The organism is Xanthomonas bonasiae (assembly GCF_017163705.1).
GTDB classification, from domain to species: Bacteria; Pseudomonadota; Gammaproteobacteria; order Xanthomonadales; family Xanthomonadaceae; genus Xanthomonas_A; species Xanthomonas_A bonasiae.
Genome location: NZ_JAFIWB010000018.1, coordinates 53,754 through 67,741 on the forward strand (window position 1 = coordinate 53,754; position 13,988 = coordinate 67,741).

Sequence of the window (13,988 nt, forward strand, 5' to 3'; positions counted from 1 at the left end):
CGACCAGCCATGAAATAGCAGTTCAAGTAAGCATCCGGCGCACTCCGATAGAAAAAACGTCCGGGAGTCACGCAAGTGTGTTAAATTCGGGTGACGCTAGGGAGGGGCAAGCAATTGATATAGCCCTCGGTCGCAATCAAACTGCTGGAGGTGGTTTTGGTTCACGTAACGGAAGCGTTTATCAATGGGCTGCTTGCTAACAGCAGTGCTCTCTTCAATAATATTTATGCGTTCGAATGTACTATCCCTACTATGCCTGGGAAGTCTCATCAGGGCCTGACTATTACTCATCAAGACTTGAAAGAGCGCAGGGACGACTTCATTCAAGAGCTTCGGCACACGATGAGCGCGTGGGTTTATTCTAAATCAAAGTACCAAGAAATCATAGATCAGGCGATTAAAGAGCGTGGTGGCGATGTGCAGAACGCCTCGTCATTTATGTATCAGCTCGTGCGTCAAAAGTTCCGTAAGGGGCATCCAAAGGGGCAATTCGGAGAGCTGCTTCTATTTAATGCAATTCAGCATTACTTTAAGGCTGTCCCACTCTTAAGAAAAATGTCGATAACGACAAACCCGGCAATCGAGCGACATGGCGCCGATGCTATTCACTATAGGCCTTCAGGCGAGGCGCATCTTCTCTATGTTGGCGAAGCGAAAACGTATGGGTCAAAGTACAAGTTCACAGCCGCGCTGAAGGATGCTGTCGACAGCATCTTAGACTCTTATGACAAACTGTCGAAGGAGTTGGGTCTATATGTCTACGACGAATTCATTGATGACGGCTTGGTCGATGTTGCCCGGGGAATTAAGAACAATAGCCTTGAGGGTATTCACTATGAGCTCGTATGTGTCGTAAGTTACGAAGAGAACATAGATAAGAGTCGGCCCACAGAGGCAGAGATAAAAACTGCTATACGGGATGCAGTAGTCCAGCGCTTGAAGGACTTCGACGTCGCTCACTTCAAAGGACGATGTCCGCATCTTCTGAGTAGACTGCATCTGCTAGCTGTACCAATATGGGGGCTCGATGACCTGATGGAGACCTTCGACCAATGAGCGCGATTGATCAGTCGCGGGTGGCCGCTGCTGTAGAAATGATGCTCGATGTAGAACATCGAAGATTCGGCAAGCAGATTGGTTTGCTAGATAAGCCGACGCCGGCGCTGACGTTTGAGCAGCATGTAGAGCTGATCTACGCGATTGACGAGTTAGGACGAGCGGAAAGCGACGCTGATGCGCGCATGGCCGTGCAGCTCATCGCGTTGGCTTGGGAGCATTCGACTGAACAACAGAAAGCACAGATCAGACGCCTGTGCGTGAGCGTGCTATCTCGCATTGGTGTAAGTCCATCGGCCTCAATGCTTGAGGTGGACCGGCAGGGGGCGGGAGTTTTGAGTTCGCTGGACAGCCTCTCGTCCGAAATGGCGTCTAGCCTTCATCAGGTTGCCTATTCGGAAGTCGTCGGAAAAGTGGAATACTACCTAACAAAGTTTCAGGCTTTGGTTCTAGATGCGGTTTCGGATAAGAAAGTGATTGGGGTTTCTGCGCCGACGTCGGCGGGAAAGTCATTTGCATTGTACTTGTGTATTGTACGTATGGCGTTGAGCGGATCGCGCTCCATGATATATATCGTGCCAACTATCAGTCTGATGAACCAGGTTAGCCGGGATCTCCGGGAACTTATGGAGTCGCATGGGCTGGTCGACTGGCAGATTCTTACAAGCTTTGATAGTGCTTCTGAGAAGCGTGTTTTCGTGATGACACAGGAACGAGCTCTTCCTCATCAGCTTGCCAGTGTATCGAGTCCATTCGCAATGATAATCGTAGATGAAGTTCAGAATCTTGAGCGATTCAGTGAGGATAAAGATATTCGTTCAAAGATTCTTCTGGACTCCATCATGGAGCTTTACGAAAAGTCCGGTGACGCTAAGGTGGTGCTCAGTGGCCCTCGTGTAAGTAATCTTAGCGGTCTAGGAAAAAGTCTCTTCGGAGTATCTGCCGAAGAGGTCGAAACCGGTCAAGCACCTGTGGCATCACTGACCTACGCAATTTCAAAGGACAAGAATGGGGCGCTTCTGACTCAGTATTCAGAACGCTACAGAGCCGGGAGGCCTCTCCGTGCAGCATTAGGTGTTTCGGTGCCTGGGATCGGCAAATCATTGTACTCAGATGATTATCTTGAATACATTTGCGGACTACTTTCTCGGCTTGGTTCAACTTCAAGGCCGATTATATTTTCTCCCACGGCCGATCAGGCTAGAAAGACTGCAGTTGGATTGATCGGGAATATGGGGTCCGTCGGCAAAGGCGCAGCCTCAGCGAGATCTACGCTTGCGAAATATATATCGGATTCTGTACATCCAAAGTACGACCTTGTTCGCTGTGTGGAGGCTGGGGTAGGATTTCATACGGCGCGAATGCCTCCGCATATTCGATTGGTTTGCGAGATGGCCTATTCCGAAGGCGATCTTTCTACGATGGTATGTACAACGACCCTCATGCAAGGGGTCAACCTTCCGGCAAACATCGTAATTGCGAGGAATCCAAATCTATTTATTAGGAGGAAGGGAGGTGGTAGCGACCCAAAACTTTCCCCTTATGAGTTCTCTAATCTTCGCGGGCGTGCCGGCAGGTTGATGAAAGATTTTGTTGGGCGTACGCTCGTCATGGATGGTGATTCATTTAATGAAAAAAACGGTGGTGACCTTTTTCCTGACCCGAGCAAAGATGTAAAGCCGTCATACAAGGAACTGTTCGAGAGGGATAGGGATGCGGTTGTTGACGCTTTGACGAATCCTGGGAATGAGGATGAGCATTCGCGATTCATTTGCTCACAGATCAGGTACTCGGTTGTGAGATTTGGTTCCTCGGCGGCAGGGAGGCTTGCAATGAAAGGAGTAGATCTCCCTCCAGCCGTCGTCGCAGATGTGGCAAAACAGCTATCGCGGCTTGACGTAGGAAGGGATGTTTGTCTCGCAAACCGATACTGGGATCCGTTCGATCTGCAGGCTGTAAAGGACAATTTCGTATCATCTGGAATCGCTGAGTTGCCGGACTCTCCTTGGAGAATTGACTCAGGTCACCTACAACAGCTGATCGAACTGCAGGCTCGAGTGTCACCCTCCTATTTTGAGCGTTATCTGGGTTCTGGCCAGCTTGAACGGCTGCAGACCCTTTCTATATCTGCGATTGACTGGGCGCGCGAAACCCCTTTGCACGAGATGCTAAAGTCTATCTATTCTCCTGGAAATGAGGCTGCTGCAATAGAGTCCCGGGTTTCTGACATTCAGAAGCATGTGATCTATGGAATTCCAGCCCTGCTCAAGCCAATCGCAGATATTGCTGGTTCAGGGCAAGGGCTACTAGCATCAGTGGAGACTGGAGTCTATTCGTCGGCCGGTAGAATGCTCGTTGCAAAGGGGCTTTATCGCGATACTGCGGTTACGGTAAGGAGGATGTTGTTGCCAAAGCTGGACGGAGATATGGATACTGTTGCAAAAGTCGGCCTTGAGCTACTTGATGGCCAACTTCACAAGTTGAACTATTGGGTGAGACGACAGGTCGAGCCGCTACTCAATCAATGGAAGAGGAGTGTCTAGTAATGGGTAAGGCTATTAAGGTTGTATTGGGCGACGTGGAGTTTCGGACTATGGATCTTGCTCGTCAGCACTTCAGCGCGATGCTATGGAGTTACAAGATTGGAGATATTGTATCTCCAGACCACTCCAGGTTGCTTTCAGAGCTTCTTAAGCGACATCCCGAAGCTGACATCAAAGTTGGCGTAGGGCTTAAGAATTTCGAAGTAATCGATGACAAGCAGGGCTCTCAATGCTTCGCTGTGCGGAGAATCGATGACAGTTTTGAAGATTTTTCTTATAAGTCGTGCATCACCGAAGGGCGGTACAAGTAGTTCGATTGTCTGGGCAATAAGATGCCTCTTATAACCGGGAACAAAGCGGGCGAATTGAGGGGGGCGAACGAAGAGGGGCGGAGGTAATTAAGCGGAAACTGGGGTCAGAGTCTGAGGTTCCCCCGACTTTAGTTCTTAGCAATCAACAATTTGCAGTGACTTTAGGTTTGCAAAAGCGCGCGCATGGCGATCTTCGCGGTTACCACACCAATGAGGATCGCAGACCATGCGCGCGAGCCAATTCGCGCAGGCTGTATTGCTTGGTGCGGCTAGGCCAGGAAGCCCTGAGACGAGGATGGTTGGAACGGCCGCTCCACGCCATGCTGGACGTACTGTGCCACCTGTCACCGGAGGCCAGCCAGAACATGCGGTTCATGACGTGAAAAATGTGGGGAAACCTCAGGGTCAGAGTGCACTTTCTCTTTTGTCATTTTGTCAGTTTGACCTTCCGGGACCTGACTGCGCAGCGAGCCCGACGCGGTAGCTAATCTGGCCCGCAATGGCACTGGCGAGTATTCCGTAGCCACTGACACGGCGCTAGAGCAAGTCGATTTCCCAATGCAAGATTCTACAAATTGCTATTGACAGCTATGTATCGCGGTAGCACTCTCTACCTCAAGGAGCGTCGAAACTCCTCTAAGAGCGGTACCCACCTCCGACAAACCGGTGGGTTTTTTGTGCCCGATGCTCGGGCGCAAGCCGACGCGATGCCTGTGTCGGGAGGGCGGCTAATACAACACCCTTCGGGGAAATACGCCCGCCGGCTCTTAGCGGTTTCGAACCTCCCGACTTCCCGTCCGCCCTGCGTGGCGGGCGGACCCTTCATGGAACGAGGAGGCAACGATGTCGTACGACCGTTTGGACGATGAAGACATGCCCGGCTATTTCCTGCCGGAGGAGAGCCAGTTCCGGCTGGCGAAGCTGCGCGATCACGTAAGGTTCCTGGTCCGGCTGGCGCAGCCGCGCACGCCGGACGAGGAGCGTGCCGCCGAGCCCAAGGTGCGCATGGGCGAGCTGGCGGTCTGTCTGGAGCTGTTGGCCGACCAGGTGGAGCTGGTGCTGGACGCGCTGTCCTATCCTGCGCAGCGGACCGACACGACGCACGGCGCCCGGCCCGCTGCCACCGTCGCCGTGGCGCCGGACATGGGCGGCGGCGCCTTCCGCGTCACGCTGGCGCAACTCGACCAGCTCACCCTGCTGGCCGAGACCGTCTCGGCCCATGCCCGGGCGGTGGCGGCCGGCGATGCCACCGCGCGCGCCGGCCAGGCATTGCCAGAGGTGGGCGACACGCTCCGCGATGCAGCGAACGCGATGCGGGCGCTGCTGCTGCAGATCGAGCGCCAGCCGCTGCGCGACCCAACGCCCAACGGCGTACGCGAGGAGCGGGCGGTCTACGCGGTGGAGTGGAGCGCGCCGCCTGCGGGAGGCGGGCGGCTGCATTGATCGCGGCATGGGTGGGATGCGGCAGGGATGCGTCGCCGGAGCGGGCTGGCCTCGTGGTGCGGGGCCGGCCCTGGGATGCTGCGAGCGTCGGTGCGCGAGCAAAGGGAGTGAGGCGCCTGAGGCAATAAGCGGCGGTCACGCGACCAACCATCCCATCCATTGCGCCCTGGTCTATCCCGTGTAGTACCGCCACACTGGCGACCGTCGCTGCGCCTGAGCAGCCTGTGGCTGGAACAGCTTGGTTTCGCCATCGGCAGCAAGGTGAAGATCACGGCCTGCGCTGGCGCGTTGGTCGTGTCGGTGATGGAAGCATGCGTCCCAGGCCATCGTTCCAAAGGTTGACGATCTAGTCGCGCGTCTATTGGTCTTCTTGGTATGCGGATCATGTTGTTGTTATCGTCTTACTATCGTTTCAAGGCCACTAAGGGCGGATCAGAGGAGTTGCCGATGTTTTGCACGGAAAAGTATCGAATCCGACCGTTGCACACGTTGCTTTTTGTAGCGATGGTGCTGGCCACTTCATGCTCGAGCGCTGCGCCCGCGGCCAGGGCTCCCACCTTTTCCGGTACATGGGGATACGCAAAGAAGTGTGATTCCGGGCACTTTTTGGGCATCACGTTGGAGCAACGCGGTAACCACGTAACGGGTGACTGGAGCGAAGGCACAAACTCTCGGGGGGGCGATGGGAAACTCGAGGGAGACGTACGCGAGGCAAAGCTATACGTTCGCTACTGTAGCGACGACGGAGAGGCCGGATACTCGGCCTGCCCTGATTTTTCCGGAAACGAAGATTATTTCATTTTGGAAAAAGGGATGTTGGTTCGCTATCAGAAATATGGCTCCCGCTATGAGCGTGATGTTGTTTTACATCCCAGTAACAAAGGACAAGAAATAACTTTTGATACAAATTGCATGGAGGATGAGCAATGAGCAAGCTGACGGATCAGGAATTACGCGCAACGCTCTACTTTGCCGTCGGGGTCACGTCTGAAAGCGGGTACGATGCATACCGCCTTGAGGTTGCCGGTGATAACACTAGAACGCCGAGGCTAGAACCAGCTGACAATAGTGGATACACCATCGGCACCATTCAGGTCGACTTGGGTCAGCACTATCAACCTGGCAACCCTAATGGCGAGAACGTTCCCAGGGACTTGGTCAATGCCTATCAGGGATGGGCAGCCACCAGTCAGCCGCAACTGGCGCTCAGCGAAGATCAGGTGTCGCAGACCATCGCGGATCTAGGTCGCAACGGCAGGACGATCAAGAGCGAGTTGGGGCGGCCGCTGGACGCGGAGGTCAAGTCGCGATTGGATGGATTCCTTTCTTCCGATGCGGGTATCAGTTGGGTGCATGAGCAAGATGTTGCGCAGATCAACAAGATCATGAATCATGCGATTGCACCTTTGCAGCGCAGCGAACTTTATCAGAATGCTTCGTTGGACGACCAGGTGAAATTGGCAGCCATGGTTGGAAAGGCATTCAATCAAAACGAGGCGCTCGCGGCGCCTATGATTCGTAACATCGAAGGAAATCAATACCACTCTGTCGCAGATGTCAGTGTTGCCATCGATGGCCTGAGCCCAGGACGTTCGGGACCAAAGGACTACTTGGAATCGGGCCGCGACGGCGCCTTGAGAGGAGCCGATGTCGTCAACACACTGCGCAACGCGAATCGAGAAAGCCCTCTCTCGACGGCATGGGCAAGTGTCTTGGCTGATCCGCTTGTCAATCCAACTACCCTCAATGCGGACAGGGCGCATCGGAACTTGCCGCACGAGTACCCGGTCATCAAGAACCTGTTCATGCATGACGATAACGCAAGGCAGTTCATCGGAGCTCTGGATAGAGGTGGGACGCATCGGTACGGGCCTACGGATCGCGCGCACCCAGAGCGCTTCAATGGGCCGGGCTTCTATGCCGCAGGGAATGATCTGGTCAACTGGAACAAGCATGGGCAGGGCCATGCCTTCTTGAACGGTGAATGGAGCTCTGTCGCGCGCGAGAATCTGACGCGCGCTCGAAACCAAGATGGCACTACCGATCTCAATGTGCAGCAGGGAGGCCAGACGCAACGGCTGCTACATGTGGATCCTCATGCACCGGAACTTCGGCCCGCTCCGCAACAGCACGGTGGCAGGACCGGACCCGACAATCCTGCGCACCCCGATCACGCAATGCTCCTGCAAATCAGGGAGGGAGTGCAGCGGCTCGGCAGCCAGGCCGGCGTGCCATTCGATGAGAGCAGCGAGCGCGTGTGCAGGAGCCTTCTCGCCGCCTGCAAGGACAATCGAGACCAGTATCCGAATGCTTCCAGCGCCTCGCTATCCGGCAATGCATTGACCAGGGTGGATCATGTCGTCGCTGGTCCCGAGCGTCTGTTCGCGGTTCAAGGTGAGTTGAACGATCCCGCGCACCTGCGTGCCCATGTCCTCGTACAGCAAGCGACGCAGACACCGGTAGAGCAGTCAGACGCCAAACTTATGGTGGCGAACCAGGCAATTGCTCAGGAACAAGCGATGACCCAGCAACGCGACTTGTCTAGAAATCAAGGGCAGTCGTTGGGGTGACGTTATCGAGGCAGCGGGTTCCTTCGTGTTGCCCGGTTGTCGCCAGGATGACACTAGCTAGGTGAGGGTCCGCAACTCCGCATCCGCCAGTGCCGCTGGCGAATGCGTTGTCCTCATCACTCCATCCCTTTTGGGGCCTACTGCTTCATTGCGCCTTTACGGCACAAGCCGATGTTGGTTCTCCCCGCGCGCACGATCGCCAGGTAGCGATCCGCCAGCACCGGCGTCCAGCCGTCCACGGCCGCATCGTCGTCCTTGCCGGCGTCCTCGGCATACTTGTCGAGCGTGGCCAGGCACTGTGCATACAGCCCGTTCTTGTATTGGGTGATGGCCAGGTCGTTGCGAATGGCGCCTTCTTCTTCCCATTCCAGCGTCGGCAAGCAATTCGTCAGTGCGGGAGACAAGGTGGTTAGCGCCGCCTTGTAGTTTTTGCCGTCGTAAAAGTGCTTGAACGCAGTCCGTGTGCGATCGAGGTCGTCTCGGCCGCAGCCATCCTTCACCCGCAGGTAGGGCGCTTCGAAATCGCCGTTGTAGCCGCAGAGTGTCTTGCATTCATTGGGCGTGGCCGCGGTCACGTCAATGCCTTGCTGGGTGCTGGTGAACTTCACACTGCAGGAGGGTTGGCCGTTGTCGCCCTTGGCGACGCCCCGATCTCCGTCGATCGCTCCATCCAGTGCACAAACGTCTTCCCCGGTGGTGCTTTCCAAGGAAAACGTCAACGCCCCGTTCTGACCCTTGAGCAGCAGGCGCCCCCATCCCTTTTCGGTGATGTATTCGCCCGGTTGCAGAGCGTTGCCGGCTGCGGCTTGTGCTGCGGCCACTGACGGCCGTTCGCTGCTATTGGCATGGTTGGGAGCAGGGGACGACGGCTGCGCCGAACATGCTGTCGTGGAAAGCGCCGCGATTGCCGAGCAGGCTAGCCATGCGATCTTTAGACGAGGTGTTTTCGCCATGTCCCTTCATCAATGCTGTCTTCCCTGCTGCTCTTTAGCTTGTTATTCGATCCTGCGTCAAGTTGGAGCGCTGCTGCCGCACTGGTTGACGTGCTCTCGATGCCGCGCTCCGCCGACGCGATGCCTGCGTTGGGAGGGCGGCTAATACAACACCCCTTGGGAAAATACGCCCGCCGGCTCTCTGCGGTTTCGAACCGAGGTGGGCGACACGCATCTGCGATGCAGCGAACGCGATGCGGGCGCTGCTGCAGCAGATCGAGCGCCAGCCGCTGCGCGAACCCACGCCCAACGGCGTACGCGAGGAACGGGCGGTCTATGCGGTGGAGTGGGAGACGCCGCCTGCGGGAGGCGGGCGGCTGCATTGATCGCGGCATGGGTGGGATGAGGCAGGGATGCGTCGCCGGCGAGGGCTGGCCTCGTGGTGCGGGGCCGGCCCTGGGATGCCGCGAGCGTCAGTGCGCGAGCAAAGGGAGTGAGGCGCGTGAGGGAATAAGCGGCCGTCATACGACCAGCCAGCCCATCCATTGCGCCCCGGCCTATCCCGCGTTGACCGCTACACAGGCGACCGCCGCTGAGCCTGAGCGGCCTGGCTGGAACAACGGGGCTTCGCCATTGGCAACAAGCCGCAGATTACCGCCCGGGCCGGGATCTAGTAGTGTCGATTGTTGATCCAGGTTCGGAGGTAGGCTCCGCCGGTCACTTGCGTTTGCCGCCTTGGTAGTGATGATATTGTCTGGGCAACGCCTGGCGCGACGGGCGGCCGGCGCTGGTGGACCCACAGTTAGCACATTGCTATGAGGTTTCCAGTCGAAAAAGTCGCTTGTTGACTTGATGCTGAAAAATCAAGGAAGAGTAGATGACGGATAATCAAGCACTTTCTCCAAGCTGTTGGGCGATATTTGCTGATCTGGTTATCGTGAACTTGCGTGCATTTACCGGAATTGTGGCGTCAGCAATCTTTGGCTATCTGGTGTGGGATAGACACGGTCAGAATTTGATTCTCGCTTTAGCGTTCGGCGGCGGCTGGGGATTGGCAATGCTTTATGGGGTTCAGTTGCGTGGTCTAGTCAGGCGCGACGGATCAGTAAGCTGGACAGGCGCGCTACTGAGTTCGGTACTTTGGGTCTGTGCTGTTGGGTCTGTCGTATTTTCGCCATCTCTCGTTCTTCCGTTAATTGATATTTCCTCTATTTTAACCGGGGTAATATACATATCTGCGAAATTGGGTTGTCATCGGATTGGATGTTGTGACTGGAAGAAAGGGCGCAGAAGCAAGTTTTTTTCACTGCCGATGCTTGAAGCAATTGTCACCGCTTTGCAAATTTCTTTGGCATTGCTGATGCTCCGTGATATGCCCAGCGGAATTGTCGCGGCTACCTTTCTTTCTTCTCACATTGCAACTTGGACAGCTTTTAAAATATTTCGTGTGCCAGGTGAGTGAGTGAAATGTGATGGATTCGATGGTTCCGTTCGAGTCGTGCCGATAGTATCGCTCACGCTGAATCCCAGCGAAACGGAGGTTCCTGTGAATAAAACAGCATTGTTCCCCAGTATTGGATTGTCGTTAATTTCTATTGGCACGGCGGGCTGTGCTACGTACAACACTTCTGTGCGTGCCTATGGAGAGTGCAGCGCAAAGGCGGGCGGAGGCGGAGAGTGTAAAGCCGGTGCCGAAGTTAAATGGGAAAAGAAGGCAGGTGGTGGTGGTGGTGGCGGTGGCGGCGGTGGAAAAGAGAACATAATAAATGCCCTGGCCAGAGCTGCTCTGGATCTCACCGCAGATGCGGCTCAATTTCAGATCGACACTTCTGGCTCTACTATTCCCTATCCCTCGACTGGCGCTGTCAGCGTGATGCTCGTCCGGTCCAGTGATAACGTTGTTGTTGCGGCGCAGTCTTTTGCATATGTGAAATCTGGAACTATTATTCGCCTCGCCGACCCTGATGCTGTCAACTCCTGGGCGTACGCCAATGCTGGTGACGCTGATAGCATTCGTTATGAAACAGCATCATTCACTTCCGCGTTCCAAGGCCAGAAAACGATGGCGGTCGCTACAAAGTATGAAGGTCAGTCGCTTGCTTCGTTCACCGCTACGGTCTACGGCAACCCACCTTGTACTACTTACCCATCACCGAACCTGTGCCAACAGCAGTAAGCTGCTCCGTCAAGAGGGCCTCGGCCCTCTTGATGTTAGTCGATTAAATGTGTTTTGGATGGTTTTTATCTGAAGATCGGTCTGTTGCCTTTGAGGAGTTGAATGTTGAACGCTTTGGTGGCTATTTTGGGTGCGGTAGTTCGGGTTGCGAAGAATTGAAATTGGGAAGGGCTTTGCTTGTCTTCGTCCTGGCCATACTCTTTGCCGGACAGAGTGATGGTTCTGCTTTGCCGCATTTTTCTGTGGAGGGAATGAACAAGCACACCATTCGCTCGGGATTCGGTCTATTTATCACTCAGTCTGAAGTCCTTACGCAGGGTGCGCGAGAAAATATTCGTTTCGCTAGTTCGGTGCGGTGTGAAGATCGATACGTGAAAGTGGCTGTCGCAAGCGGAACGAATGTCCCCGTAAAAGATGTCTGCCTTGTTGCGTCCAGGGCGCTTCGCTTCGTACTTGAACAAGCAGCCGTCGATCATGTCTCGGTTGAAATCCGGATTGTTCCGGCGCGCGTTGATTATCACCGGAGCTTCTTTAGATTCGGCAGAGGGCCGAAATTGACTCTAATTGCGCCCCAGATGCGGAACTTGGAAGAGACGTTGGCCAATATCGCAGATCTTGTTGCGCACGAAACGTTCCACGTCAGCATGTTCGTGGCTGGTGATATTGGTCTGTCCGCGAACGAGCGTGCTGCTTACTACTATGGCTTATGTGGCCAGCTTGTGGCGTCGGGGAAGCTCGAGAATTCGGCACTTCCGGGCTTTGCCGTCGACTCCACCGACGAGGATGTTTTTGACTCTTCGGAAAGTGCCGAACTCGTTCGCTCGGAGGTCCTGCAGATATCCAAGGGAGAGGCGATTGCGTCCGACACCTCAGCCGGAGAGTGGCTGCTTTCGCAATGTCGCTCCTTCAGGCCTTCTAGCTCTAAACCTTGAGCTGCGGCGCGCCGGCATGGCGCTTTTGGACGCTTCGCGTCGTGCACAGGAGCTGCGATGAAATTTCCAGGATGGCTTGGTTTGGGGGTTTGTCTGTCGTTGGCCCAGTTGGCCCAGTTGGCCAGTGCCGCCGAAGATCCGGCCATGCAGGCCTACGCGCACGTGACCGAGTTCCGCGACCGTGCCAGTCAGCTTGCCGAACACGGTGCAACGAGTTCGCCTGAAGATCTGCGGCGTGCGCGCGACGCATTGCTCGACGGTCTGCGCTATTTGGACGATCCGCAGGTGCTGGCCTTGGCCGACGGCAGCATGACGCTGCGTTTTCGCCGCTTGAATCTGCTGGGCGATCTGGTGCGCGTGCAGGTGTGGCTCGGCGATCGGGACGCGGCCGTCGCGGCCTGGCGAGCGCTGGACGCCATGGCCTGGCAGGAGGGCCTGATCGATTTCGTGGTGAACAAGGATCCCGCGACGCTGGCCTTGCTGGACGATCCGCGCCTGGCCGATCTCCGGCGGCATGAGGCGCTGGCGAAGCGCGACGCGACGGCACCTGCGCTGGTGGTTCCTTACACTGCGCAGCTGACGGAGGCACAGCGCATTGCCGGGCTCTCGCAACTGTGGATGACCGCACGCGACCGCTTCGTCTGGTTCGATCATGTGCCTGAGCTCGATTGGGATCGCCTGTATCTGGACACCGTGCCGCTGGTGCAGCAGGCGCAGGATACCGATGCCTACTATCGCGTGCTGACGCGTTTCATGGCGAAGTTGCAGGACGGGCATAGCGGCGTGTTCCCTCCCACGGCGCTGGAGGCGCGCTGGTATGCGCGCCCGGGGCTGCGCACCGCGCGGCTGGAAGGGAAGGTGGTGGTCACGTCGGTCACCGACGCGGCATTGCTTCGGCAGGGCGTGCAGCCCGGCGATACCGTCGAGGCGATCGACGGCGAGCCGGTGGAGCGCTACGCCGAGCGCGCGGTGCGGCCCTATCTCAGCAGTTCGACGCCGCAAGACCTCGAGGTGCGAACGTACACCTATGCGTTGCTGTCCGGCGATGCGGCCAAGCCGGTGGTGCTGACGGTCGTACACCGCGATGGGCGCCGCCGCGAGATGCGGGCGGCGCGCAGTGGCTACAAAGCGCAGGCGGTGGCGGCCGCGCCGCTGTTGACCTTCCGCAAGGACGGTGTCGCCGTGCTGCGCGTGGCGCAGCTCGAGGACGACGCCAGCGTCAAGGCGCTCAGGCAGGATCTGGACAGGGTGCTCGCCGCGCCGGGCTTGATCCTGGATCTGCGCGGCAATGGCGGTGGGAACACCCGGTTCGGATTGTCGATCCTGCGCTTCGTGGCTGAAGGTTCCTTGCCGCAGGTGCGATCCGTCATGCGCGATAACGGATCGTCGCTGCAACAAGCGCGCAGTGGCCGCTTGATCGAATGGCTGCCGGTACGCGATGACGTGTTGATGCCGGAGCCGCGTACCTACAAGGGACCGGTGGCGATGCTGGTGGATGCTGCGACCTTCTCGGCCGGCGAAGACACGGCGGCGGTGTTTCATCTGATGCGGCGCGGCCCCTTGGTGGGACAGGCGACCGGCGGCAGCACGGGGCAGCCGCTCACGCTGGACTTGCCGGGCGGCGGTTCGGCGCGGATTTGCGTGAAGCGCGATAGCTATCCGGATGGCAGCGATTTCGTCGGCGTCGGTGTCTTCCCCGACGTCGTGGCCAGCCGCACCATCGCCGATGTGCGCGAGGGGAGGGACTCGGTGCTCGAACAAGCGGTGGCGACGTTGGGGATTGCCGGAAGCAGGCCGATGAAGCTGGGCTCGATGTCCAGACCAAGCCGGTCGGCTGCCGATCGAGCACCTGCTGGACAATAGGTCCCGGTCGGCCAGCCCTGCACGCGCAGGGCGGTCAATCTGGTGCGGGTGCGCACATCCGCTGATGCGAAGCGGGCCGTTTCCTTGTGCGGCTAGTGCTGGCGGAAACGCCAGCGATGGATGGACAGGCGTGCGCTGTATCGCGATGCGCAGCGCCATGAG

Annotated in this window: 12 protein-coding genes and 1 pseudogene; 12 read left to right on the plus strand and 1 reads right to left on the minus strand. The window is 56.9% G+C overall.

The features are described 5' to 3' along the window. The first annotated feature begins 156 nt into the window (after nucleotides 1-156). The 7 genes and pseudogenes from JR064_RS15070 (at nucleotide 157) to JR064_RS15100 (ending at nucleotide 7,923) form a co-directional block, all read left to right on the plus strand. On the plus strand, nucleotides 157-1,056 hold the full coding sequence (locus JR064_RS15070) for a HamA C-terminal domain-containing protein (protein ID WP_206230257.1): 900 nt from the start codon (nucleotides 157-159) through the stop codon (nucleotides 1,054-1,056). Continuing rightward, the gene (locus tag JR064_RS15075; protein WP_206230258.1) at nucleotides 1,053-3,599 is read left to right on the plus strand and encodes a DEAD/DEAH box helicase; all 2,547 of its coding nucleotides are present in this window, start codon (nucleotides 1,053-1,055) and stop codon (nucleotides 3,597-3,599) included. Before JR064_RS15070 ends, JR064_RS15075 begins: the two co-directional genes overlap by 4 nt. Nucleotides 3,600-3,601: 2 nt before the next feature. Beyond that, complete coding sequence (locus tag JR064_RS15080) at nucleotides 3,602-3,910, plus strand: DCL family protein (protein ID WP_206230259.1); 309 nt, start codon at nucleotides 3,602-3,604, stop codon at nucleotides 3,908-3,910. 843 nt (nucleotides 3,911-4,753) lie between these two features. Next, nucleotides 4,754-5,353, plus strand: coding sequence for an XAC0095 family protein (locus tag JR064_RS15085; RefSeq protein ID WP_206230260.1), 600 nt, complete (start codon nucleotides 4,754-4,756; stop codon nucleotides 5,351-5,353). 150 nt (nucleotides 5,354-5,503) lie between these two features. After that, a pseudogene (locus JR064_RS15090) lies at nucleotides 5,504-5,695 on the plus strand (SymE family type I addiction module toxin); the annotation flags it as partial. Between the two features lie 42 nt (nucleotides 5,696-5,737). Beyond that, a complete protein-coding gene (locus JR064_RS15095) occupies nucleotides 5,738-6,283 on the plus strand; it encodes a hypothetical protein (protein WP_241093089.1) in 546 nt (181 codons plus the stop codon). Further along, a complete protein-coding gene (locus JR064_RS15100; protein ID WP_206230262.1) occupies nucleotides 6,280-7,923 on the plus strand; it encodes an XVIPCD domain-containing protein in 1,644 nt (547 codons plus the stop codon). The genes JR064_RS15095 and JR064_RS15100 overlap by 4 nt, the downstream gene beginning before the upstream one ends. Before the next feature lie 137 nt (nucleotides 7,924-8,060). Here the strand turns inward: JR064_RS15100 and JR064_RS15105 are convergent, their stop codons facing one another. Next, nucleotides 8,061-8,876: a hypothetical protein gene (locus JR064_RS15105; RefSeq protein ID WP_241093090.1), complete on the minus strand. Its 816-nt coding sequence runs from the start codon at nucleotides 8,874-8,876 to the stop codon at nucleotides 8,061-8,063. 233 nt (nucleotides 8,877-9,109) lie between these two features. Between JR064_RS15105 and JR064_RS23245 the strand changes: the two genes are divergently transcribed. The 5 genes from JR064_RS23245 (at nucleotide 9,110) to JR064_RS15125 (ending at nucleotide 13,826) form a co-directional block, all read left to right on the plus strand. Further along, nucleotides 9,110-9,241: a hypothetical protein gene (locus JR064_RS23245; protein ID WP_277420386.1), complete on the plus strand. Its 132-nt coding sequence runs from the start codon at nucleotides 9,110-9,112 to the stop codon at nucleotides 9,239-9,241. A 491-nt stretch (nucleotides 9,242-9,732) separates the two neighbouring features. Further along, nucleotides 9,733-10,317: a hypothetical protein gene (locus JR064_RS15110; protein WP_206230263.1), complete on the plus strand. Its 585-nt coding sequence runs from the start codon at nucleotides 9,733-9,735 to the stop codon at nucleotides 10,315-10,317. A gap of 84 nt (nucleotides 10,318-10,401) precedes the next feature. Beyond that, nucleotides 10,402-11,031 carry a hypothetical protein gene (locus tag JR064_RS15115; RefSeq protein WP_191826835.1) on the plus strand — a complete coding sequence of 210 codons (630 nt, stop codon included), beginning with the start codon at nucleotides 10,402-10,404 and terminating at the stop codon, nucleotides 11,029-11,031. Nucleotides 11,032-11,078: 47 nt separating this feature from the next. Next, the gene (locus JR064_RS15120; RefSeq protein WP_179568993.1) at nucleotides 11,079-11,963 is read left to right on the plus strand and encodes a hypothetical protein; all 885 of its coding nucleotides are present in this window, start codon (nucleotides 11,079-11,081) and stop codon (nucleotides 11,961-11,963) included. Between the two features lie 57 nt (nucleotides 11,964-12,020). Further along, a complete protein-coding gene (locus JR064_RS15125) occupies nucleotides 12,021-13,826 on the plus strand; it encodes a S41 family peptidase (protein WP_206230264.1) in 1,806 nt (601 codons plus the stop codon). The last annotated feature ends 162 nt before the right edge of the window (nucleotides 13,827-13,988 follow it).